At 67.9% G+C, this 22,694-nt stretch carries 19 protein-coding genes and 1 pseudogene; 7 read left to right on the forward strand and 13 right to left on the reverse strand.

What is annotated here, in order from left to right:
• Positions 1 to 8 precede the first annotated feature (8 nt).
• The 11 genes from glmS to eccCa form a co-directional block, all read right to left on the reverse strand.
• Positions 9 to 1,871 carry a glutamine--fructose-6-phosphate transaminase (isomerizing) gene (glmS, locus tag GTV32_RS07985; protein WP_161059687.1) on the reverse strand — a complete coding sequence of 621 codons (1,863 nt, stop codon included), beginning with the start codon at positions 1,869 to 1,871 and terminating at the stop codon, positions 9 to 11.
• Between the two features lie 23 nt (positions 1,872 to 1,894).
• Positions 1,895 to 2,767 carry an alpha/beta hydrolase gene (locus tag GTV32_RS07990; RefSeq protein WP_161062401.1) on the reverse strand — a complete coding sequence of 291 codons (873 nt, stop codon included), beginning with the start codon at positions 2,765 to 2,767 and terminating at the stop codon, positions 1,895 to 1,897.
• A gap of 90 nt (positions 2,768 to 2,857) precedes the next feature.
• Positions 2,858 to 3,118, reverse strand: coding sequence for a hypothetical protein (locus tag GTV32_RS07995; RefSeq protein ID WP_161059688.1), 261 nt, complete (start codon positions 3,116 to 3,118; stop codon positions 2,858 to 2,860).
• Between the two features lie 13 nt (positions 3,119 to 3,131).
• Positions 3,132 to 4,091 carry a hypothetical protein gene (locus tag GTV32_RS08000; RefSeq protein WP_161059689.1) on the reverse strand — a complete coding sequence of 320 codons (960 nt, stop codon included), beginning with the start codon at positions 4,089 to 4,091 and terminating at the stop codon, positions 3,132 to 3,134.
• Positions 4,088 to 4,429 carry a hypothetical protein gene (locus tag GTV32_RS08005; protein ID WP_161059690.1) on the reverse strand — a complete coding sequence of 114 codons (342 nt, stop codon included), beginning with the start codon at positions 4,427 to 4,429 and terminating at the stop codon, positions 4,088 to 4,090. Before GTV32_RS08005 ends, GTV32_RS08000 begins: the two co-directional genes overlap by 4 nt.
• Positions 4,430 to 4,543: 114 nt before the next feature.
• Positions 4,544 to 5,242, reverse strand: a complete 699-nt coding sequence (locus GTV32_RS08010; protein ID WP_161059691.1) for an HAD-IA family hydrolase — start codon at positions 5,240 to 5,242, stop codon at positions 4,544 to 4,546.
• The gene (gene glmM, locus GTV32_RS08015) at positions 5,239 to 6,597 is read right to left on the reverse strand and encodes a phosphoglucosamine mutase (RefSeq protein WP_161059692.1); all 1,359 of its coding nucleotides are present in this window, start codon (positions 6,595 to 6,597) and stop codon (positions 5,239 to 5,241) included. Before glmM ends, GTV32_RS08010 begins: the two co-directional genes overlap by 4 nt.
• Before the next feature lie 2 nt (positions 6,598 to 6,599).
• The gene (gene rpsI / locus GTV32_RS08020) at positions 6,600 to 7,169 is read right to left on the reverse strand and encodes a 30S ribosomal protein S9 (RefSeq protein ID WP_161059693.1); all 570 of its coding nucleotides are present in this window, start codon (positions 7,167 to 7,169) and stop codon (positions 6,600 to 6,602) included.
• The gene (gene rplM, locus GTV32_RS08025; RefSeq protein WP_161059694.1) at positions 7,166 to 7,609 is read right to left on the reverse strand and encodes a 50S ribosomal protein L13; all 444 of its coding nucleotides are present in this window, start codon (positions 7,607 to 7,609) and stop codon (positions 7,166 to 7,168) included. The genes rpsI and rplM overlap by 4 nt, the downstream gene beginning before the upstream one ends.
• Before the next feature lie 175 nt (positions 7,610 to 7,784).
• Positions 7,785 to 9,095 (reverse strand): type VII secretion-associated protein, encoded by a 1,311-nt coding sequence (locus GTV32_RS08030; protein WP_343287251.1) that lies wholly within the window; start codon positions 9,093 to 9,095, stop codon positions 7,785 to 7,787.
• A 4-nt stretch (positions 9,096 to 9,099) separates the two neighbouring features.
• Complete coding sequence (eccCa, locus tag GTV32_RS08035) at positions 9,100 to 13,176, reverse strand: type VII secretion protein EccCa (protein ID WP_161059696.1); 4,077 nt, start codon at positions 13,174 to 13,176, stop codon at positions 9,100 to 9,102.
• A 117-nt stretch (positions 13,177 to 13,293) separates the two neighbouring features.
• On the opposite strand from eccCa, the gene eccD reads away from it, so the two are divergent.
• Both eccD and mycP read left to right on the forward strand, forming a co-directional pair.
• Positions 13,294 to 14,838, forward strand: a complete 1,545-nt coding sequence (gene eccD / locus GTV32_RS08040) for a type VII secretion integral membrane protein EccD (protein ID WP_161059697.1) — start codon at positions 13,294 to 13,296, stop codon at positions 14,836 to 14,838.
• 10 nt (positions 14,839 to 14,848) lie between these two features.
• Complete coding sequence (gene mycP, locus GTV32_RS08045; RefSeq protein WP_202422297.1) at positions 14,849 to 16,234, forward strand: type VII secretion-associated serine protease mycosin; 1,386 nt, start codon at positions 14,849 to 14,851, stop codon at positions 16,232 to 16,234.
• 22 nt (positions 16,235 to 16,256) lie between these two features.
• Here the strand turns inward: mycP and GTV32_RS08050 are convergent, their stop codons facing one another.
• Positions 16,257 to 17,210 (reverse strand): 4-hydroxy-3-methylbut-2-enyl diphosphate reductase, encoded by a 954-nt coding sequence (locus tag GTV32_RS08050; protein WP_161059699.1) that lies wholly within the window; start codon positions 17,208 to 17,210, stop codon positions 16,257 to 16,259.
• Between the two features lie 103 nt (positions 17,211 to 17,313).
• Between GTV32_RS08050 and GTV32_RS08055 the strand changes: the two genes are divergently transcribed.
• Genes GTV32_RS08055 through GTV32_RS08065 form a run of 3 tightly spaced genes read left to right on the forward strand, consistent with a single transcriptional unit; the run spans position 17,314 to position 19,672 of the window.
• Positions 17,314 to 18,159, forward strand: coding sequence for a lipid droplet-associated protein (locus GTV32_RS08055; RefSeq protein WP_161059700.1), 846 nt, complete (start codon positions 17,314 to 17,316; stop codon positions 18,157 to 18,159).
• Positions 18,156 to 19,412 (forward strand): exodeoxyribonuclease VII large subunit, encoded by a 1,257-nt coding sequence (gene xseA / locus GTV32_RS08060; RefSeq protein WP_161059701.1) that lies wholly within the window; start codon positions 18,156 to 18,158, stop codon positions 19,410 to 19,412. Before GTV32_RS08055 ends, xseA begins: the two co-directional genes overlap by 4 nt.
• Positions 19,409 to 19,672, forward strand: a complete 264-nt coding sequence (locus tag GTV32_RS08065) for an exodeoxyribonuclease VII small subunit (protein WP_161059702.1) — start codon at positions 19,409 to 19,411, stop codon at positions 19,670 to 19,672. Before xseA ends, GTV32_RS08065 begins: the two co-directional genes overlap by 4 nt.
• Before the next feature lie 18 nt (positions 19,673 to 19,690).
• On the opposite strand, the gene GTV32_RS08070 is transcribed toward GTV32_RS08065, so the two are convergent.
• A complete protein-coding gene (locus tag GTV32_RS08070) occupies positions 19,691 to 20,257 on the reverse strand; it encodes a DUF4245 domain-containing protein (RefSeq protein WP_161059703.1) in 567 nt (188 codons plus the stop codon).
• A 102-nt stretch (positions 20,258 to 20,359) separates the two neighbouring features.
• Between GTV32_RS08070 and GTV32_RS08075 the strand changes: the two are divergent.
• Positions 20,360 to 21,843: pseudogene (locus tag GTV32_RS08075) on the forward strand (ABC transporter permease subunit).
• Complete coding sequence (locus GTV32_RS08080; protein ID WP_161059704.1) at positions 21,840 to 22,628, forward strand: amino acid ABC transporter ATP-binding protein; 789 nt, start codon at positions 21,840 to 21,842, stop codon at positions 22,626 to 22,628. Before GTV32_RS08075 ends, GTV32_RS08080 begins: the two are co-directional and overlap by 4 nt.
• Positions 22,629 to 22,694 lie beyond the last annotated feature (66 nt).

Genomic DNA, 22,694 nt, shown 5'->3' on the forward strand with positions numbered 1-22,694 from the left:
GACCGTGACTATTCGACGGTGACCGACTTGGCCAGGTTCCGCGGCTTGTCCACGTCATAGCCGCGTGCCTGCGCGACGGTGGCGGCAAAGACCTGCAGCGGCACCGTCGACACCAGCGGCTGCAGCAGCGTCGGCGTCTTCGGGATCGGGATCAGGTGATCGGCGACGCTCGCGGCGGACAGGTCGTCTTCCTCGGCGATCACGATCGTGCGTGCGCCCCGCGCCTGGATCTCCCGGATGTTGCTGACCATCTTGGAATGCAGGAGGGCTCGGCCGTCCGCCGAGGGCATCACGATGATCACCGGAAGGCCGTCTTCGATCAGGGCGATCGGACCGTGCTTGAGTTCGCCCGCGGCGAAGCCCTCCGCGTGCATGTACGCGAGCTCTTTGAGCTTGAGGGCTCCCTCGAGGGCCACCGGGTAGCCGACGTGTCGGCCGATGAAGAGCACGGTGTTGTGATGTGCGAGCGACCGTGCCAGCTCCTGGACCGGCTCCATGGTGGTGAGGACTTCGTCGACGGCCTTCGACATCAGTTCCAGCGCCGCGAACTCGCGCGCCACCTCGTCGGCGTACTTGGTTCCGCGCGCCTGCGCGAGTGCCAGCCCGACGAGGTAGGCGGCCACGATCTGCGCCAGGAAACACTTCGTCGAGGCGACACCGATCTCCGGTCCCGCGTGGGTGTAGAGAACGGCGTCGGACTCACGCGGGATCTGCGCGCCGTTGGTGTTGCAGATGGCCAGGACCCGGGCCTTCTGATCCTTGGCGTGCCGGACCGCTTCGAGGGTGTCGGCGGTCTCCCCGGACTGTGAGATCGCGACGACCAGCGTCGAGCGGTCCAGCACCGGGTCGCGGTAGCGGAACTCGCTGGCCAGCTCGACCTCCACGGGGAGCCGGGTCCAGTGCTCGATGGCGTACTTGGCCAGCAAACCCGCGTGATACGCGGTACCGCAGGCGACGACGAACACCTTGTCGACGTCGCGGAGGTCGTCGTCGGTGAGTCGCTGTTCGTCGAGGACGATGCGTCCGCCCTCGAGGTGCCCCAGGAGGGTGTCGGCGAGCGCGGCAGGCTGCTCGGCGATCTCCTTCAGCATGAAGAAGTCGTAGCCACCCTTCTCTGCCGCGGCGAGGTCCCAGTCGATGTGGAAGGGCTTGCCGGCGCGCGGGTCCCCGTCGAAGTCGGAGATCCGGTAGTCGTCGGCGGTGATCACGACGACCTCGTCCTGTCCGAGTTCGACCGCATCGCGGGTGTGCTCGATGAACGCGGTGACGTCCGAGCTCACGAACATCTCCCCGTCACCGACCCCCACCACCAACGGCGTCGACCGGCGTGCGGCGACGATGGTGTCCGGATGGTCCGAGTGCGTGAAGACGAGCGTGAAGGCACCCTCGAGGCGGCGCAATGCGGCATAGGCGCTGGAGACGAAATCCCCGGCGGTGGGACCGTCGGTGTAGTAGCTCTCCAGCAGGTGCACAGCGGTCTCGGTGTCGGTGTCGGAGAGGAACTCGATCCCGGAGTCCTCGAGCTCGGTCCGCAGCGCCGCATAGTTCTCGATGATGCCGTTGTGGACCACCGCGATCTTGCCGTCGGTGCTCAGATGCGGGTGCGCATTGCGGTCGGTGGGCTGCCCATGGGTCGCCCAGCGCGTGTGCCCCATGCCGGTGCTACCGGCAAGGTTGTCCGGTCCGACCGTTGCGATCTGCTTGTCCAGGTTCTCGAGCCGACCGGCCTTCTTCTCGACCACGGTGTTGCCGTGCCCGTCGAGAATGGCCACTCCGGCCGAGTCATATCCGCGGTATTCCATCCGCCGAAGTGCCTCGACCACGATGTCCAGCGCATCGCGCCGCCCGACGTATCCGACGATTCCACACATAGACAGTCAGCGTACCTGTGAAGTCAGCGCTTACGGGTGCGCCGCTTGCGTGGCTTGACCCCCAGAAGGTGTGACACCGGATCCACCGGCTGCGCGGGCGGGTCGTCGAGGTCGATCACTCCCAGTTTGCCCAGGGAGGAAGCCGGGTCGGAGAAACCCTGATACGCCGCGTCGCCGGCGACGGTATGCAGCAGAAAACCGGTGCACGCTGCGCGGACGAGGCCGTGGACGGCGCGGTCGGACCCGTTCAGCCCCACCAGGGCCTTGACCGTTCGACGTTCCAGCAGATCTCGCGCGTTCGCCTTCGGCACAGTGCGCAACGCCACATCGCCGGCGTAGGCCTGTGCCAGTGGCAGAGCGTTGGACTCCACGGTGTGCAGTTCACCAGCCCCCGCCACGATCAACCCGGGCGCGGTCACCAGTCCGGCGGCCGGCAACAGCATCGAGGTCGTCGGTGCAGGGAACAGCGCGGCGACGCCGGCGACCCCGAGCGCCTGCTGCCCCAGCACCGGCTGGTCCGCCGCGGCGATGACGGCAGCCGAGGCGCCGAATCCGTGGCCCACGAGTCCGATGCGATCCGGGTCGGCCGTCACCGCGCCGGACCCGAGTGGCACCCGCGAGACCACTGCGAGCGCCGACCGCAGGTCGGCCGCCAGGCCGACGTCGGACGCGAAGAAGCCGGTGTTCTCGTCCGGCGCGACAGTCACGAAACCCCAGGATGCGAAGTGGTAGAGGAGGTCCCGATATCGGTGACTGTCCGCCATCCAGGTGTGCCCGACGGCGATCACCGGAAGTCGCCGACCCGACTCCGGCGCGAACACCTGCCCGCGCATACCGACGATCCCCAGGTCACCGCGCAGGACCCGGTGAGGTCCGCGGCGCGACAACGGCGCCATCAGCTTGTCCGCGGATCCGGACGACTTCGCGTCCCGCGTCGTCCGCTGAGATCTGGTCTGCCCTGATTTCGCTGCCGGCACTCCCACAGCCTATTCGTCCGGGGCGGACCGATGGGGACTGGCCTCGGCCGCGTCGGCAGGTCGCCGGAATCGGGGCATCGCGACACCGCCGATACCCGCGTCCGTGTCCGCCTCATCGCGCCATCGGCCTTCCGGGCCGGCGTCTGCGGACCGGAAGCCGGCAAGATCCGCGGCGATACGTCGCTGCGTCGCCGCGTACGCGTGAGAGGCGGCCACGACCTGCGCGGTCGCTCGCCGCGCGACGGCCTCGATCTGATCTGCGAGGTTCATCGTCGGCCCGGTCTCATTCGTCCCCCGCCAGCGCCAGATCTCCCGCTGACGGAGCAGGCGATTCGTGAGCCTGGGGACCGGGCGTGGCGGCGGCGCCGGAATCGGGCGCACGGGTTCGCGGGGCGAGTCCGGCATCCTCGGCGGCCGGAGCGACCGCCTCTGGCGCCTGAGCGGTCGGTCCGTCCATGGTGTCCGGTGTCAAATGCAGTGGGACATCGGGACGGTCGTCGGCAGGCGCCGGCACGGCGTCGTCTGTCGAGCTCTCCCTGTCGGTGTCCGCTCGCCTGTGTGGCGTCGTCCGCGGTTCCCGTTGGCGCGACTCGGCACTGCCGGGTGTCGTCTGCGGGTACGTCTCGACGTCCATCGTCTCGGTGACGCGATCGAGTTGTTGCAGGATCTCGTCGATTCCGTCGACGGTGGCACTGGCGGTGGCGAAGTACAGGGTCGCCCTCGACACGATGTCTTCGATCACGACGGCAACCGGGAGTCCGCCCGCCACTATCGCGGTCGGGACGGCGACCACCGGCACACCTGCCACCAGCGGCGACGTCAGTTGGGCCACGGTGAGATACCACGTCCGCAACAGCTGGTCGATGCCCGACGCAGCAGCGCCCGTGGCCTCCGCCAGGGTCCGCAACAGGTGCAGATCCGACTCGGCCCGTCGTTGGTGGTCGATGACCGCGGCCATCGCGCGCGTCCCCGCCTCGCTCACCCACCCGTGGCCGAGTCGCACCTGTTGCTCAGGCAGTCGATGCAGTTGGTCGGCGACGGCGCGGTGGGCCGCGTCGAGGCGATGACTGTCGGCGGCCAGACCCGGTACGTCGAACGCGCCGACCATCCGGAATGGCCGGTGTACGTCATCGGCATCGGGCACCCGCGCTCCCAGCACTGCGCCGAGGGCCAGTACCTTGACGAGATCCTCGATGCCGGCCACCGCCTGGTCACGCAGCGCCGCAAGCGAATCGCTCGTCATCGGGCATCCGGTCCGTGGGCGTGGAGCCCGTCCACGGTGCGGGCGACCTCGGTTGCGTTGTCGGCGTCGGCGGTCCCGATGAGCGCGACACCCCGTCCCAGGGCGTCGGCGAGATGATCTGCCGCATGGGCCTGCGCGGTCAGCCGCTCGGTGATGGTGCGGCCCATCTCCCGGTACCGCTCACCCATCTCGCGGTACTCGTCGCCGACCGCCCAGCGACCGAGTTCATGCGTTCTGATGTCGTCGGCGGCACAGCCGACGACATCGGCGGCGCGACGATAGAACGCGATCACCTTCGAGATCTCCTCGACGTCGACGGTCATCTGCGCATCCGACATCGGTCCCCCCTCTCCCAGCACGCCACCGCGTCGAATTCCGTTCGACCGTCCGACCACGGTATGGCGTCGAAGTTTAGACGCGCCGGGCCACGGACCGGTTCCCGGCCGACGAAGTCAGTTCGGGAGAACGACGCCGTGGCGCGCGAGGGCGTCGAGGAGGGCCGTCGGCCGTTCGGCGGCGGGCGCGTCCCGGACCAACTCGAACGCAGCGCCGAGGTGACGGGAACCCCCATCGGCTTCGTCGCTGTCACCGACCATCAGCGCGTCGGAGGGTGCGACGCCGAGTGGGTCGAGAGCCGCGCGGAAGATCCGCGGGTCAGGCTTGATCGCACCGACCTCATACGACAGGGCGTACTCGTCGACGAGATGGGCGACACCGGCCAGCGCGAGGACCGCTCGCAGATCGAAGGCGATGTTGCTCACGACTCCGACCGGGATTCCGGCGGCACGCAGTCCGGTCAGGACCCTCTCGGTGTCCGGGAAGATCTGCCAGGAGTGGGGGTCGATCACCCGCCCATAGAGCTGCTCGGCGTGCCCTGGAACGGTCAGCCCCGATGCCCGCAGCATCGCCAGATATGCGCGGCGATGCTGCTGGGGATCGAGATCCCGGCGTTCCCAGGCAATCCGGTCGTCGCCCGCGATCATCGCCGGCAGTCCGACCGGCTGCGTCATCCGCCGGATCAACTCCGCCTGGGCGTCGAGATGCAACTCATCGCCGTGTTCGTCATGCAGGCCGTCGAACCAGTCGTCGCGCGCCTCGAACCGGAACAGGGTCCCCGAGAAGTCGAACAGGACCGCGCTCGGCGAGCTCACGAGCCGGCGGCCTCGACCACGTCGGCGATCCGGCGCGCCACCGCCCGCGCGGTGTCGGCGGAACCGGCCTCGACCATCACGCGGACGAGTTGCTCGGTTCCCGACGGACGCAACAGGACTCGGCCGTTGTCGCCGAGTTCGACCTCGGCGTCGGTGACCGCCTGCTTGACCGCCTGTGACTGGGCGACCGCATGTTTGTCCGCGACCCGGACGTTGATGAGTTCCTGCGGCAGGACCGTCATGATGCCTGCCAGATCGGCGATGCGCTCTCCTGTCGCAGCCATCTGCTCCATCAGCAGCAGCCCCGTCAGGATGCCGTCGCCGGTGGTGCCCGATCCGGGTACCACGATGTGGCCCGACTGCTCCCCGCCGAGCGAGTAGCCGCCGCGGCGCAACTCCTCGAGGACGTACCGGTCGCCGACTGCGGTGGTGTGCAAGGTGATCCCCGCCTCCCGCATCGCGATGTGCAGGCCGAGGTTGCTCATCACCGTGGTCACGAGAACGTTGTCACGCAATCGGTTCCGTGCGCTCAACGCGGTGGCGAGGATGGCCATGATGGCATCTCCGTCGACCACCTGCCCGACCGAGTCGACCGCAAGGCAGCGGTCGGCGTCACCGTCATGGGCCAGGCCCAGATCGGCGCCGTGCTCGAGCACCGCGGCCCGGAGCTTGTCCATGTGGGTGGAACCGCAGTCCTCGTTGATGTTGAGGCCGTCGGGCTCCGCGTGGATCGCGATCACCTCCGCACCCGCGTCGGCGTACGCCTGGGGTGCGAGCTCTGATGCGGCGCCGTGGGCGCAATCGACGACCACCGTGAGTCCCTCGAGACGATGGCCGATCGCGGCGGCGAGATGAGCGCGGTAGCGATCGCCCGCGTCGGTCGCGTCCACCACCCGGCCCACGGCCGCGCCGATGGGACGGACAAGGGCGGCGGGATCGAGACCGTCGGCCATCGCGGCCTCGATCTGGTCCTCGACCGCGTCGTCGAGTTTGTGCCCGCCGCCCGAGAAGAACTTGATCCCGTTGTCGGGCATGGGATTGTGCGACGCCGAGATCATCACGCCGAAGTCGGCGCAGTAGTCGGCGGTCAGGAACGCGACGGCAGGGGTTGGCACCACACCGACACGAATTGCGTCGACACCGCTGGCGGCAAGGCCCGCGCACACCGCGGCCTCCAGCATCTCACCGGAGGCACGGGGATCGCGTCCGACGACGGCCCGCGGCCGGACATCGCGGGTGTCCGCGCCGGCCTCGAAAACGACCGCGGCGGCCGAGGCGAGGCGCAACGCGAGCTCTGGAGTGAGCTCGTCGTTGGCCAGGCCCCGGACGCCGTCGGTTCCGAAAAGGCGTGCCAAGATCAGCGCTTGGAGTACTGCGACGCCTTGCGGGCCTTCTTCAGGCCGTACTTCTTGCGCTCCACCGCACGCGGGTCACGGGTGAGGAAGCCGGCCTTCTTGAGCGCGGGACGGTCCTCGGGGGTGACCTCGATCAGCGCACGGGCGATGCCCAGGCGCAGCGCACCGGCCTGGCCCGAGGGGCCACCGCCGACGAGCTTGGCGAAGATGTCGAACGACTCGGTGCGCTCGACGGTGACGAGCGGAGCCTTGATCAGCTGCTGGTGCACCTTGTTGGGGAAGTACTCCTCCAAGGTACGACCGTTGAGCTGGAACTGGCCGGAGCCCGGGACGAGACGCACCCGGACGATGGCCTCCTTGCGGCGGCCGACAGTCTGGATCGGGCGATCGATGACAACCGGCTCGCGGGAGTCGGCGGCCGGATCGGCCACGACGTCGGTGTCGTAGTCGTCCGAAGCGACCTCGACGGTCTCGACAGCGGCAGCGTCGTCACCGGCGGCTGCGGCCTGGATCTCGTCGGTGCTCTCCACGATCTCCTCGACGGCCGGATCGTTGATGTTCTCGTTCGTCACTGGGCCACCTGCTTGATCTCGAAGGGCACGGGCCGCTGGGCCTCGTGGGGATGATTCGGGCCTGCGTAGACCTTCAGCTTGGACGCCATGGCGCGGCCGAGCTTGGTGTGCGGCAGCATGCCCTTGACGGCCTTCTCGACCACGCGCTCGGGGTGGCTCTCCAGCAACTCGGCAGTTGTCTGGACCTTGAGCCCACCCGGATGCCCGGAGTGGCGGTAGTTCAGCTTGCGCTCGGCCTTGTTGCTGGTCAGCGCAACCTTCTCGGCGTTGATGATGATGACGAAGTCACCGCCATCAGCGTGCGGCGCATAAGTCGGCTTGTGCTTGCCGCGGAGCAGATTCGCGGTCTGCACGGCCAGCCGGCCGAGCACCACGTCGGTGGCGTCGATGACATGCCACGCATGCGTGATGTCACCGGCCTTCGGGGTGTAGGTGGGCACAGTTGTCCTCAACTCTGTCGATGGGTGCTGGTCGGATGCGATGACAGAGGAGACTCCCGGCGACCAGTGGGGACCCGGGCCTCGGCTATCTCCTTCCGGTCACCCGGCGAGAAGATGTCACGCACCAGCGATCCAGACTACGCGAAGCCCCTGATCAGGGTCAAAACGCAGGGGGTCATCGCTGTTCGTTGATGACCACCGACGACACCGCATGCGCGCACTCGGTGTCCACCGACTCCCCGGCCGTCCCAGCCTGGCAACCGACCGACACCTGCAGCCCGTGCTCGACGAGCACGTACCAGCGGATGGCGCTACCGGACGCCGGCGCCTCCCGGTAGCTGATCACCTCACGGCCCATGAAGCGCGTACTGGCGGAGAACTCGGTCACCACGTCGTCGCCCCGCTGCCGGATGCGGTTGCCGAGACTGGTCGCCACCGACGCCAGGGTCGAGTCGGCCCTCACCTCACTCTGGACCACCAGAATCCGCCGACCGTCCTCGACGTCGGCGAACACCGTGCGCGAGGGCCGATCGGTTCCCCCGCCGCCCGATCGTGCGAGTTCACTCCTCCGCCAGTCGGCGGGCACCTCGACGCCGGTACGTCCGAGTGCCACCGTCTGTTCCACCGGCGGCCCGTCGCCGTCACGCTGGAGAAAGCCGACGACCCCGGCCACCAGCGCCACCGCGACCGCCGCGACACCGGCGGCAGTCATCCACCTGCCGGTGCGACTGCGTACCGCGCGGGGCGGTTCCTGCACCTGCGTCCCGCTCACCCCGAACCGTTGGTCCGCGCCCTCTGGACCACCGGTCCGCCACCCGTAACGCCGGATCAGCTCCCGATCCACCGCCACCACACGGCCGGCCAGCGCATGGGCCGCGACCACGTCGACGGCACGGGTCACCTCCGCGGGGTCGGCACCGTCGACGAACACCGACTCCACCGAGTCGTCCACGATGGTCTCGGTCCGTGCGGCGATGTCATCTGACTCCGGTTCGAGGACGTCGGTGGCCTCGATCTCCCACCCCGATGACATGCGACGTAGTCGGGCGACATCCCATCGCGGCTGGGTCGGCCGGGCCGGGTCTCCCGGAACGGTCGGAAAGTGCGTGGTCTCGACGACCGCGCACCGCTGCATGGAACCGTCTGTATGACTCCGCGCGATGAGTACTGCCCGGGGCACGAGTGTCACCGGTACGCCGATGTCGGCGGTGGCGCGGGCGAGAACCGACGAACGCACGCGACCCCAGGTGCTCGGGTATCCGAGCACCAGCGGCAACGGGCCGCCTGGCCCGGCGTCGGGCAGGCGCAGATCCCGCAACACGGTCTGCCACGCCTGGTGACCCTGGCATCGGACACCTGCGACCGACACCGTCGGCTCGTCTATCGCGTCCAGCAGACCGGCCACGTCCGCCGCCCGACCGTCACCGATGGCCACGTGGCCGAATGCGAGGTCGACGACCGTCGGGCGCGGTGCGGGGGTCGACACCTGATCACTCCTCTGGATGGACATAACCGACCTGGATCATCTCCTGGGGCCGCGTGCGCGAGACCAACTCGCCACGGCCGGGGATCAACTGTTGCATCCGGACGCGGCCGGTGATGTATCCCTCGTCGCGGTCGCCGCTCATCAGCAACATGTCACAAGAGAGATCCTTCAACCGAGCGATCAACGGATCGAACATCACCCGGCCGAGACCGCCCGAGCGGCGGGCCAGGATGATGTGCAAACCGATGTCCCGGGCTTGGGCTGCGAGGTCCACCAGCGGCAGCAGCGGGTTACCGGACGCGGTTGCCACCAGGTCGTAGTCGTCGATCACCAGATACACGTCGGCGCCCGTGTAGTAGGAGCGCTCGCGCAGCTGCTGGGGCGTCACGTCCTCGGGCGGCAGGCGATCGGTGAGGATCTGCGCGAGCTGCTGCATCATCGGGATCGCCCGATCGGCCGAGCTGGCATAGCCACCGACGTGGTCACCCTCGATGATGCCGAGCATCGTACGGCGATAGTCGATCAACACGATCTTGAGCTGTTCGGGTGTCGAGTCGCGGACCAGACCACGCACGATGTTGCGCAGCAGTGTCGTCTTACCGTGTTCGACATCAGAGAAGACCATGAGATGCGGTTGCACACCGAAATCGAGCACCACCGGTGCGAGTTCCGATTCCCCGACTCCCACCGCGACCTGGTGTGTGCTCAACGCGATGCCCATCACCGAGACCAGCTCGTCGACGTCACGCTGAGCGATTTCCGCACCCAGCTTGCGCACCGCCATCGCCGCCCGGCCCCGGTAACCTTCGGCGAGCCGATCGATCGCGAGCTGTGAACCGGCCGAGAGGGATTCGGTCGCACCGACGCCGTCCAGCCGGGGCAACGCGATCAGCAAGTGGTGTTCGTCAGGTGTCAGCCCGCGACCGGGCCGACCCTGCGGGACCAGCGCGGCGGCACGACGTCCCACCTCGGAATCCATCGGATCGCCGAGCTTCAACTCGATCCGGCTACCCATCAGATCCTTCACCGCAGGGCGCACCTCGGCCCACCGCGACGCGGTCACGATGACGTGCACACCGTAGGAAAGTCCTTGTGCGGCGATCATGGTGATCTGTTCCTCGAGGAAGTCGAGTTCACCGCGGAGCACGCCGATGCCGTCGAGTACCAAGAACACGTCGCCATGACGGTCAGCGGCAAGAGGGTCGCCGGGGTCCGCGCGCACACCGGCGAACCATTCCCGACGACGCTCCCGATAGTCCCTCATCGATTCGACCCCGAGCCGCGCGAACAGCAGTTCGCGGCTGCGCACGATCGCACCCACCTCGGCGACCGTCCGCCGCACCGCATCCATGTCGCCCCGCGACGCAACCGAACCGACGTGCGGGAGACCGGTGAGGCCGGCGAGGCTGCCGCCGCCGAAGTCCAGGCAGTAGAACTGCACCTGCTCGGGAGTGTGGGAGGCCGCGGCCGACATGACGATGGTCCGCACCGCGGTCGACTTGCCGGACTGCGGACCGCCGACGATCGCGACATTGCCTGCCGCACCCGCGAGATCGAGTCTGTGGATGTCGCGTCGCTGATCGTAGGGACGGTCGACGAGGCCCACCGCGACACGCAGATCGCCCACGTCCCCCGCGGTCGACCAGTCCCGTCGGCCGATCAGTCCGTCGATCGTCGGCGACTCGTCGAGTGGCGGCAGCCAGACCTCGTGTGCGGCGGGGCCATACCCGATCATCCGCGTGACCAGCGTGTCCAACAGGGTCGGCAGCGACGTCACGGTCGGATCGTCGTCCATCGAGAGACCGGAGTCCACCAGCGGCTCCCCGTCCGGTCGCGGTCCGCTGTCCGGGATCGAGGAACTCGCCTCGCCCGGCTCGAGAGGCACCGGCAGCGCGGTGAACATCTTCATCCGCAGGCGCGATTCCGGGTGCTCCGGAACGGCATCCGCCGCGTGGTCGCTCGCGGCCGGCGAGCGATACGGACCGGACACGTACGACGTGGTGAAGCGGACCGGCTCGGCCGAGTCGCATTTCAGGTATGCCGAACCCGGCGCGTTGGGTAGATGATAGGCGTCCGGGACACCGAGAACCGAACGGGATTCGTTGGCGGAGAATGTCTTCAATCCGATCCGGTACGACAGATGACTGTCGAGGCCGCGAAGCTTGCCCTCTTCTAGCCGCTGGGACGCGAGCAACAGATGGATCTGCAGCGAACGACCGAGCCGACCGATGGCGACGAACAGCTCGGCGAAATCCGGTTTCTGCGCGAGCAATTCGGAGAACTCGTCGACCACGACGAACAGCGCAGGCAACGGCTCCAGTCGAACACCGGTGGCACGGGCTCGTTCGTAGTCGCTGACATTCGCGAAGTTCCCGGCCGACCGCAGCAGTTGCTGACGACGATTCATCTCGCCGGACAACGCATCCTTCATCCGGTCCACCATCGGGAGTTCGTTCTCGAGATTGGTGATGACCGCCGCGACATGCGGTGCCGACTCCAGTCCCAGGAATGTCGCCCCACCCTTGAAGTCCACCAGCACGAGGTTCAGTTCGGCCGGTGAGTGGGTGGCGAGCAGCGCGAGCACCAGAGTGCGAAGGAACTCGGACTTGCCCGATCCGGTGGCGCCGATACACAGCCCATGCGGGCCCATCCCGCCGTGCGCGCTCTCCTTGATGTCGAGATCCACGGGCGTGCCGTTCTGTCGGTACCCGATCGGTACCCGGAGGCGGTCGCGACCAGTACGTCCCCGCCAGTACCGCTCGGGGTCGAACCGTGCCGCATCGGCGATACCGAGCATCGCGGTCAGGCCGGGATCACTCGGGGCCACTTCGAATTCCAGGTGCGGCAAGGGCGTGGCCGCGGCAAGGTGGAACCGTGCCATCCGTCTCGCCAGCGTTTCGGCCTCGGGAATCGTGAGTGAGTCCATCTCGGCGAACTCTTCCGTGCCGAACATGCTGCGCGCGGCGAGCTTTCCGTTGCCTGCGACGAGTTGCAGGCCGCGGCGTGCGGCCAGTCCGTCCGGTCGCGCCATCAGATCGATGATCGTAACGGCTTCCATGCCTGCATCGTCGACCAGCCGTTCGTCACCGGCGACATGTCCGTCGTCGAGCACCACGACGAGGTGTGCCCGCCCCGGCGCGGGCGGTGCCGACCGGCTGAACCGACCACGCTCGATCAGTTCAGCGGCCATCGAGTTCTCGAGATCGGCGAGCGCGGGATAGATCATCCGGCCGGCCCCGAGACCGTCACGCAGCGTCGGATGCCCCACGTGGGGAAGCCATTTCGCCCAGTCCCAGGCCTCGCCGACGGGATCGCCGGTGATGATCGCGATCCACAGCTGGTCTGGGCTGTGGAAGACGCACAACTCGAGCACCATGGCGCGCACCAGATCCCGGGTCTCCTGCCGCGCCCCCTCGATGCTGACCGCCGGAAAGCCACGCAACGAGATCGCCGTCGGCAACCGGTGCACCACCGAATGTGTCCGGATGAAGCGGCGCAGCGCCACCATCGAGACCGGTTCGAGGTCCTCGAGAGGTCCCGTCTCGGGAGGCATCAACCGCGTGGCGAGACGCTGCGAACCGAGTCCCACACGGACATGGGCGAAATCGCTGTCGGACGGTCGTCGCTCCCACATCCGTCGACCACCCACGATGTCCAGCAGAGCGGCCGGATCGGGATGACTCCAGGTGAGGGCGGCGCGTTGGGCTTCGACGGTCTCACGTACCTGAGTACGCGTCTGCCCGAGGTAACGGAAGTAGTCCCTACGTTCTTCGTTCAGCTCGGCGGCCCGTTTGCCGCCGCCACGCCCGCCCGCGAACATGCCGACCATCGACATCAGCATCATCAGCGGGAACATCACGGCCAGTGGGTTGGACACGATCGTCCGGCCGCCGGTCACCAGCATCATCGAGATCATGCCGACCACCGCGACCACCATCACCACGGGGAGCATCCGGGTGACCACGGGGCCCGGGACCACCCGCGGCACGTCGGGTGGAGGCTGGATGGCCAGTTCTCCACCCGGCGACCGGGGTGGCGTGATCCGCGGCCGCCGGACAAACCCGTCCGTAGTCGCCACCATTCGATCTCCCCCCGACCGACCCCGCAATCCCGATGTCGTGACCCACCGGGCGCGCGCTGCTACACAATTGACGCAGTTCGCTATGTTAACCGCGAACCGGGCGGGGGGAACCCATCGATGTCAACTGTGGATTCACGTGTGAGCGCGACGCTCCCGCAGGCCGCGGCGTGCGACGACCCAGGGGCACGCGCCCGCGCCGACGCCGGGATCGAGCCCGAATTGGTCAGGGTCTCGGTCCTCGGCGGGAACACCCAGTTGGATGTCGGTCTACCTGCACGGTTGCCCGTCGCAGCGCTGATCCCTGACCTGGTGACCCAGGTCAGGACACGCAACTCGACAGGACCCGACGACGTCCCGGAGAGCGAGGACGGGCGTCGGTACGACCGCCCGAACCGATGGACGCTCGGTCTGATCGGGCAGGAACAGATCGCACCGGACCGGTCGCTGTCGGAATCGGGTATCCGTGACGGCGACCTGCTGGTGCTCCGGTCCATTCACGCCGGCGACTCGCCCGCACTGTTCGACGACGTCGTGGACGCCGTCGCTCGTTTGAATGAATCTCATTTCGCGAGTTGGTCACCGCGGTCCGCCCGGGTCGCCGGTCACGCGGTCGCGGTCGTCGCCGCCGTCGCGGCCGCTGTCGCACTGGGCGCGTCCCGACGGACCGACGAGGCGTTGTGGATCGCCGGGCTCGGCGGCCTCGCAGCCATCGGTCTGATCACCGCCGGGACGATCGTCGCGCGGCATCACGGTGACCGTACGAGCGCCGCCGTACTCGTCTCGACTGCGATGCCGCTCGCCTTCGTCACCGGCATGCTCCTCACCCCGGGACGTTTCGGGGCGGCACATCTGACCCTGGGGTGCGCCGTGGCCCTCGTCGCCGCAGTCGTGTCGTACCGGCTCACCACTGTCGGTCCGGCGATACACAGCGCAGTCACCACGGCCACTCTGCTCGCCGGTTTCGGTTGTGGCGCAGCACTGTTGCTCAGGGCGCCGGTGTCGGACGTGGCCGCGGCGCTGGCTGCGGTCGGCATCCTGGTCGTCGCACTCGCCCCACGCGCGACCATCGTCCTCGCGAGGCTCCCACTTCCGCCGATACCCACCGCGGGAACGTCGATGGACGCCGAGGACATCGAACCCCGCCCCGCGATCGAGGGCATCGGCGCCATCGGCGCGACGGTCCTGCCGAGAGCCGACGCGCTCGAACGTCGGTCCGTCGTCGCCACTGAGTATCTGACCGGCATCATCGGCGGCACCGCATTCGTGACCGCCGTGTGCGTGATCCTCGCGGCGGCACCGCTTTCGGGGCTCGAACCGAAGTCCGCGGCCTACGCCGGGATCATCGCGCTCGTGCTCTGCCTGCGCGGCAGGTCCCACAGCGATCTGGCGCAGGCCGCCTGCCTTGTCGGCAGTGGCTCACTTGCCCTCATCGCGCTCGTCACAGGCCTCGCATTCGGGTCGGACCATTGGCCGATCATCGCGTTCGCCGTGGCCATGGCAATGGCGGCCGCCGCGATCGTCCTCGGCGTGATCGCGCCGAACCACGAGTTCTCTCCGGTGATGCGACGTACCGCCGAGATCATCGAGTACACGCTCGTGGTGGTCATCGTGCCCCTCCTGCTGTGGATACTCGACCTGTACCGGACCGTCCGGGAGATCTGAGGTGCGCCGGCTGCTCCACACAGGTGCGGCACTGGTTGCGTCGCTCGCGCTGATCGGCGCGTTCGGGAATGCGCCCGTCGCCGCGCTGACGCCCCCCACGATCGACCCCACAGCGTTGGAGCGGTCCACACCCGCCGCGCCACCGGAGGCCACCGAGCAGCGCACATTGTGCGCCGAGCCGCTGGCGACCGGGCGTCACGACACGTCCGATCCCACTGCCGCACAATCGATGATGAACCTCCCGGAGGCGTGGCGCTTCAGCCGCGGCAGGGGACAGAAGGTCGCCGTCATCGACACCGGTGTGACGCCGCATCCTCGTCTGGGTCGGGTGCAGCCGGGCGGCGACTACGTGTCGTCGGGAGACGGTCTGGCCGACTGCGACGCGCACGGCACGCTGGTCGCGGGCATCATCGCCGCGGCACCGAGCCGCGACGACGCGTTCGCCGGTGTCGCGCCGGAGGCCTCATTGATCTCGATCCGGCAGTCGAGCGGCGCGTACTCGGCCCGCGACCGCGGACCAGCCGACTCCGACCCCACCGTCGGGGCCGCGTACGGGTCGGTCCGCACCCTCGCCGCCGCGGTGGTGCGCGCCACCGACCTCGGTGCCACCGTCATCAACATCTCCGAGGTCGCCTGCGCCCCCACTGGATCGAGACTCGACGACAGGTCGCTCGGCGCAGCGGTCAAGTACGCCTACGACCGCAACGTCGTGGTGGTCGTCGCCGCTGGCAACGTCTCGCAGAACTCCGGATGCCCGGACCAGAACCCACCGCCGGCGGCAGCCGACCTCGAGGGGTGGGGATCGGTGTCCACCATCGCGAGTCCGGCCTGGTTCTCGCCGTATGTCCTGGCCGTCGGGTCGGTGGACTCCGATACCGGCACGCCGAGCGGATTCAGCCTGCACGGCCCGTGGGTACGGGTGGCGGCTCCGGGCACGGGCATCGTGAGCCTGACCAGCGTTCGCGGATCGAGCGAACTCGTCGATGCTCAGCAAGGACAGGACGGGCCGATCCCGATCGCGGGCACGAGCTTCGCGACCCCCTACGTGGCGGGCGCCGTCGCCCTGGTGCGTGCCCGGTTTCCCCACCTTCGTCCGGCCGAGGTCATGGAGCGCATCACCCGTACCGCCCACTCCCCCGGTACCGGCCACGACACCGCCATCGGCCATGGGGTCATCGATCCTGTGGCTGCCCTGACCAGCGAGATCCCGCGTGGACTGCCGAATCCCACCGATGCCCGGCCGATCGCTGCGCCGGGCGCGGAGCCCGTTGTCGACCACACCGCCCGGAACGTCGCACTCATCGGTGCCGGCGTGTGTGCCGCGGTGATCGCGGTGGTGCTGTTGGTGGCGATGCCGCATCGTCGTGTGCGGCACCTCGACCCGGACGAGTATTAACCGAACACGCGCGCAGTGCGGCTCACTTCGAGGTACGCGCGGGCCGCAGTTCTCGCGGCAGCGCGAAGGTCAACGTCTCGTTCGCGGTGTTGACGGTGTCGACCGAGTCATAACCATGCTCGGCCAGCAGATCGAGGACTCCGCGGACGAGGACCTCGGGCACCGACGCCCCGGATGTCACGCCCACCGTCGTGACGCCGGTCAGCCAGGCCTCGTCGATGTCACGCGCGTAGTCGACGAGATACGACGCCGCCGCGCCGTTCTGCAGGGCCACCTCGACCAGCCGCTGTGAGTTCGACGAGTTCTGGGAACCGACGACGATCACGAGGTCGCATTGCGGCGCCATCGCCTTCACCGCCACCTGCCGATTCTGCGTCGCGTAGCAGATGTCGTCACTGGGCGGGTCCTCGAGCAGCGGGAACTTCTCGCGAAGCCGCTTCACGGTCTCCATCGTCTCGTCCACGGACAGCGTCGTCTGTGACAGCCAGATCACCTTCGACTCGTCGCGTACCTCGACGTCGTCGACATGATCCGGACCGTCGACGAGCTGGATGTGCTCGGGCGCCTCGCCCGCGGTCCCCTCAACCTCCTCATGGCCTTCGTGGCCGATGAGGAGGATGTCGTAGTCGTCCCGGGCGAACCGCTTGGCCTCCTGGTGCACCTTGGTGACCAGAGGGCAGGTCGCGTCGATCGTCTTCAGACTGCGTTCCGCCGCGGTCCGATGGACCTCGGGCGACACACCGTGCGCCGAGAAGACGACGATCGCACCCTCGGGGACCTCGTCGGTCTCGCCGACGAAAATCGCACCGCGGTCGGTCAGCGTCTCGACGACATGGCGGTTGTGCACGATCTCCTTACGGACATACACAGGGGCACCATGCTTGTCGAGAGTGCGCTCCACGGTCTCGACGGCACGATCCACCCCGGCGCAGTAGCCACGGGGTTCGGCCAAGAGGACACGCTTGCGATCAACCATGTCTCCCAGCCTACGGGCTTTCGCCGGGGGTCTGCGCCCGACGCACGATCACCCCGCGAGTCCTGGGGTGGATCAGTACCCCATCGGATGGCAGAGTGTGGTCATGGTTCGCGCACCGTATCCGGCCCGCATCGCCGCCGGTCTCGTCGTCACCGCGATCGAGGAGTCCCGAAAACTGCCCGCCCTGGTGGTCACACTGCCCATGACCGCGGTCAGCCAGACCCTGCAGGCGGGTATGCGGGTACAGCAGAACATCGCCGAGCTCGCCATCAAGGGTGACCTCGCGCTCGAGACGCTGTTCGAGAAACCGGCCGACCAGCCCGAATGGGCTCGGTTCGATGACGATGACGACACCGTCGACGCCGAGGTGGGCCGGACACCCATCGAGAACGGGGACAGCACCGCCCCGCCGGCCACGCCCGCCCCGGAGAATCCTGTGTCCGAAAACACAGGATCCGATGCCGGTGGACCCTCCGGAGCCCCATCGTCGGACCCGAATCCCTCGGTGAACACGGCGCCGGCGAAGGCGCCCGCCACGAAGAAGGCCGCCCCGAAAGAGACCGCCCCGAAGAAGACCGCGGCGAGCAAGACGGCAACGAACAAGAAGACCGCCCCGAAAGAGGCTGCCCGCAAGGGCGGCACCGAGCAGGCAGGTGGTCGATTCGCCCTCTACAGCGCTCCTCCCGAGGGAGTCGTGAACGCGGACGGTGAGTCGACCACGAACAAGGCGGCAACGACGTTCGACGGCCCGGTTCCGGACATCGTCGAGTACATCGAATACGACAGCCTCACGCTCGCCCAGCTGCGCGCCAAGCTGCGCAGCGTCGGTCTCGACGAACTCGAACAGCTCGCGGCCTATGAGAAGGCGACCAGAGCGCGGGCGCCGTTCGTCACGATGATCGACAATCGCATCGCCTCGCAGAACAGCAAGCGTCAACCGACCACGTGACATCAGACCGCGCGACATCGGGGGCGCAGTCGGCGAACTCAGCCGAGCACCCATGGCCGGTACGGACCGTCAACACCAAGATCGCCGACTGGATCCACCGGTTGGGGCAGATCTGGGTGGAGGGCCAGGTGACCCAGATCAATCGCCGGCCCGGCACGCGGGTGGCTTTCCTGACCCTGCGTGACCCCGCCGCCGACATCTCGATCTCGGTGACCTGCAGCCCGGACCTGCTCTTCCGGACTGAGGTCCCGCTCACCGAGGGCAGTCACGTGGTGGTACTCGGCAGACCGACGTATTTCACCGGCCGCGGCACGGTGTCACTCCGGGTCACCGACATCCGGCCCGTCGGGGTCGGAGAACTGCTTCTTCGAATCGAACGACTCCGGCAGTTGCTGGCCGCCGAAGGCCTCTTCGACAGCCGCCTGAAGCGCCCGCTGCCCTTCCTGCCCACCGCGGTCGGGCTCATCAGTGGACGATCCAGCGCCGCCCAGCGCGATGTGGTGGCGGTGGCCGCCGGCCGGTGGCCCGCGGTGCGATTCGATGTGCGCGATGCCCCGGTTCAGGGACCGACCGCCGTGCCACGGATCCTCCGGCATCTGGCCGACCTCGATGCAGATCCGGCGGTCGAGGTCATCATCATCGCCCGTGGGGGTGGCAGTGTGGAGGACCTGCTCCCCTTCTCCGACGAGGCACTGCTGCGCGCGGTGTCGGTGTGCCGCACTCCGGTGATCAGTGCGATCGGTCACGAACCCGACGCCCCGTTGCTGGATCTGGTCGCCGATCTGCGGGCGGCCACCCCGACGGACGCCGCGAAACGCGTCGTGCCAGATGTCGCAGCGGAGCTGGCCGGTGTCGCGCAGATGCGGCAGCGCAGCGCCCATGCGTTGCGAAACTGGGTACGACGGGAGACTCACGTCGTCGACGGGCTACGAGCCCGTCCGGTGCTGGCGCGACCCTTCACCGTGATCGATGCCCATGCCGAGCAGATCGACCGGATGCGCCGCGACATGCGCCGCGACATCCGGCGTCATGTCGACACAGAGGACCGTCGCCGCGACCATCTGTCTGCCCGGTTGGGCACACTGGGCCCCGCACAGACACTCGCCCGCGGATACGCCGTGGTGCAACGCACAGATGTCGACCCGGCCCACGTGGTGGGAACTGCCGCGGACATGCCCGGCGGGGCGCGCTTGCGCATTCGGGTGGCCGACGGTGCCGCGACGGCACGCGTGACCGAAGGAGACGAAACGTGAACGGGGACGCGGATCAGGCGGATCCACAACTCGACGACGGGGATCGGACCCCGGTCGAGGAACTCGGATACGAAGAGGCGCGCGACGAACTCGTCGATGTGGTGGCCACTCTCGAACACGGCGGCCTGGACCTCGATGCCTCACTCGCCCTCTGGGAACGTGGCGAGGCACTCGCCGCACGCTGCGAAGAACATCTGGCGGGCGCCCGCGACCGGATCGAGTCCGCCCTGGCCGAGAGCGACGCCGACGACGACGACTGAAGCACGCCGACCGGCGGCTCAGGCGCCATTCGGTAGCGGTTGCTGCGCCAGCACGGCCGTGGCGATCTCGGTCATGTCCTCATCGGGGCCGCGGGACAGGACGGCGATCCGCACATCACCGAGGTCGGTGATCCAGAATTTCTTGTCGTCCGGTGTCGAGTACGTGACCCATTCCTTCCCACCGATCTGTCGGGTACCGGTTCCCAGTGCCTCGCCGCCGCCGAGATGGACGACCAGATCCTCCTCGGAGGCATCGGTCTGGCTGAGTTGGACGTACGCGCCGACGTCAGAGATCCAGCCCACATTGCTGACGCGGGTACCCCCGACCGCCTGCGTCGATCCCGAATTCGGCTTCCAACCCTGCGGCGTTGCCGGCTCGCGGATCGGGAACGGCAGATCACGGGCGTCGGCCTTCAGGGCGGCCGACACGTCGAAACCCGGCGTCTTGTCGTCGGAAGCCTGACCCGACAGCCCGACCGAGCAATTGCCCGATGCGATCGCGACGATCGCGCAGATGATCAGCAGTGGGATCAACGACCAGATCATGTCCTTGCTGCTGTGCAGGATGCGGGGTTTGGCGGCCATGCCATGAGTATCCCAAGGTCCGCCGCGTGCACCGACGGCGCCCATCCGACCCGCGGACGCCAGGGCCTGTTCATCGTGCGTCCCAGCCTGTTGAGTGGTGCCATGGGACGCCTCAGACGCTCGGTACCCGCACTGTGCATCGTGATGCTTCTCGTCGTCGGGTTGTCCGGATGCGGCAGCGAACGGTCGACGGGTATCGAGGGCATCCGCGACTCCGGAGTCCTGCGGGTGGGCACGGAGGGCACGTATGCGCCGTTCAGCTACCACGACCCGACGACCGGTCGGCTCGCCGGTTACGACGTCGACGTCGCCAACGCGGTCGCCGAGAAACTGGGGGTGCGCGCCGAGTTCGTGGAGACGCCGTGGGATTCGATCTTCGCCGCGTTGGGCGCAGATCGTTTCGACGTGGTGGCCAACCAGGTCACCATCACGCCGGAGAGACAAGCGAAATACGACCTGTCCGAACCGTATTCGATCGGCGAAGGCGTCATCGTGACCCGCGCCGACGACTCCTCGATCCGCTCGCTCGCCGATCTGAACGGCAAGGTCACCGCGCAGTCCTCGACCAGCAACTGGGCCCAGGTCGCTCGCGACGCGGGAGCCCGGGTCGAGACCGTCGAGGGATTCACGCAGGCGATCAAGTTGCTGAACCAGGACCGCATCCAGGCGACCGTGAACGACAGCATCGCCGTGTACGCGTACCTGGCGGAAACCGGGGACACCAGCGTCAAGATCTCCGCGAAGACCGGCGACACCAGCGAGCAGGCGTTCGCCGCGCGCAAGGACAGCCGGATCGTCGGCGAGATCGACAAGGCGCTCGATGAGCTCAAGGCCGACGGCACTCTCACACAGATCTCGCAGAAGTACTTGAAGGCAGACGCGAGTGGCGCCCGGCCCGCCGCCTCGGGCGACGAGGCCGCCTCCCGCAGCACGTGGCAGCTGATCGCCGACAACTTGTGGCCGATGGCGAGGGCCACCATCACCATGACCATCCCCTCGCCGCGATCAGCTTCGTGATCGGCCTGGTGATTGCGCTTGCGGTCGCCCTTGCACGGCTCTCCACCAAACGCGCGATCTCATGGGTCGCGCGCGCCTACATCTCGGTGATCCGCGGAACGCCGCTGCTCGTGCAGTTGTTCATCATCTTCTATGCCCTGCCCGAACTCGGGGTGAGCGTGCCTCCCTTCCCCGCCGCGGTGGTCGCGTTCTCGCTCAACGTGGGTGGTTACGCGGCCGAGATCATCCGCAGCGCGATCCTGTCGGTACCGAAGGGGCAGACCGAGGCCGCGCAGACCATCGGGATGGATTATGTGACCACTCTGCGTCGCATCGTGTTACCCCAGGCCGCGCGCAATGCCGTGCCCGGTCTGTCGAACACGTTGATCTCGCTGGTGAAGGACACCTCGCTGGCCTCGACCATCCTGGTGACCGAATTGCTCCGGGTCGCCCAGATCGCCGCCGCGCCGACCTTCGAGTTCTTCGCTCTCTACACCACGGCGGCGGTCTTCTACTGGATCGTCTGCGTCGTACTGTCCGGTTTGCAGGGCCGGCTCGAGAATCGTCTGGGAAGGTTCGTGACGACATGACCGACAACCCGATCGTCCCCACGCCGAGCGCCGGCGACACGGTGATCGACGTCGATGGCCTCCGGAAATCGTTCGGCGACAACGAGGTGCTCAAAGGTGTCGACTTCACCGTTCCGGCCGGGAGTGTGACGGTGATCCTCGGCCCGTCGGGCTCCGGCAAGACCACCATCCTCCGGTCTCTCAATGCGCTCGACCTGCCGGATTCCGGCGTCATCCGGGTTGCGGACGCCACCATCGACTTCGCCGGCACATACGGCAAGGCCGACATCGCCCGGTATCGCCGCCAGAGCGCGATGGTCTTCCAGAATCACAACCTCTTCCCGCACAAGACCGTGCTGGAGAATGTCATCGAGGGGCCGGTCATCGTGCAGAAGCGTCCGCGCGCCGAGGCGGTCGCCGATGCCGAACGGCTCCTCGCCGATGTCGGTCTCACCGGCAAGCGCGACGACCACCCCGATCAGCTCTCGGGTGGACAGCAACAACGCGTCGGCATCGTCCGTGCTCTTGCGCTGCAACCCAAGGTCATGCTCTTCGACGAACCGACGTCAGCACTCGACCCCGAACTCGTCGGCGACGTCCTCAAGGTCCTCCAGGATCTCGCGGCTCAGGGGTGGACGATGGTGGTGGTCACCCATGAGATCCGGTTCGCCCGTCAGGTCGCCGATCAGGTGATATTCGTCGACGACGGCGAGGTGCGTGAAAGGGGAACCGCCGAGCAAGTGATCGATGCGCCGGCCCAGGACCGGACCCGGCAGTTTCTGCGCCGACTACTCGAACCCCTCTGACCCGGCTGACCAAACGCTCGGTATGACATGCAAGGATGAGAGCCACCTGCCGCATTGTCATCGCTG

The organism is Gordonia sp. SID5947, assembly GCF_009862785.1.
GTDB lineage: Bacteria > Actinomycetota > Actinomycetes > Mycobacteriales > Mycobacteriaceae > Gordonia.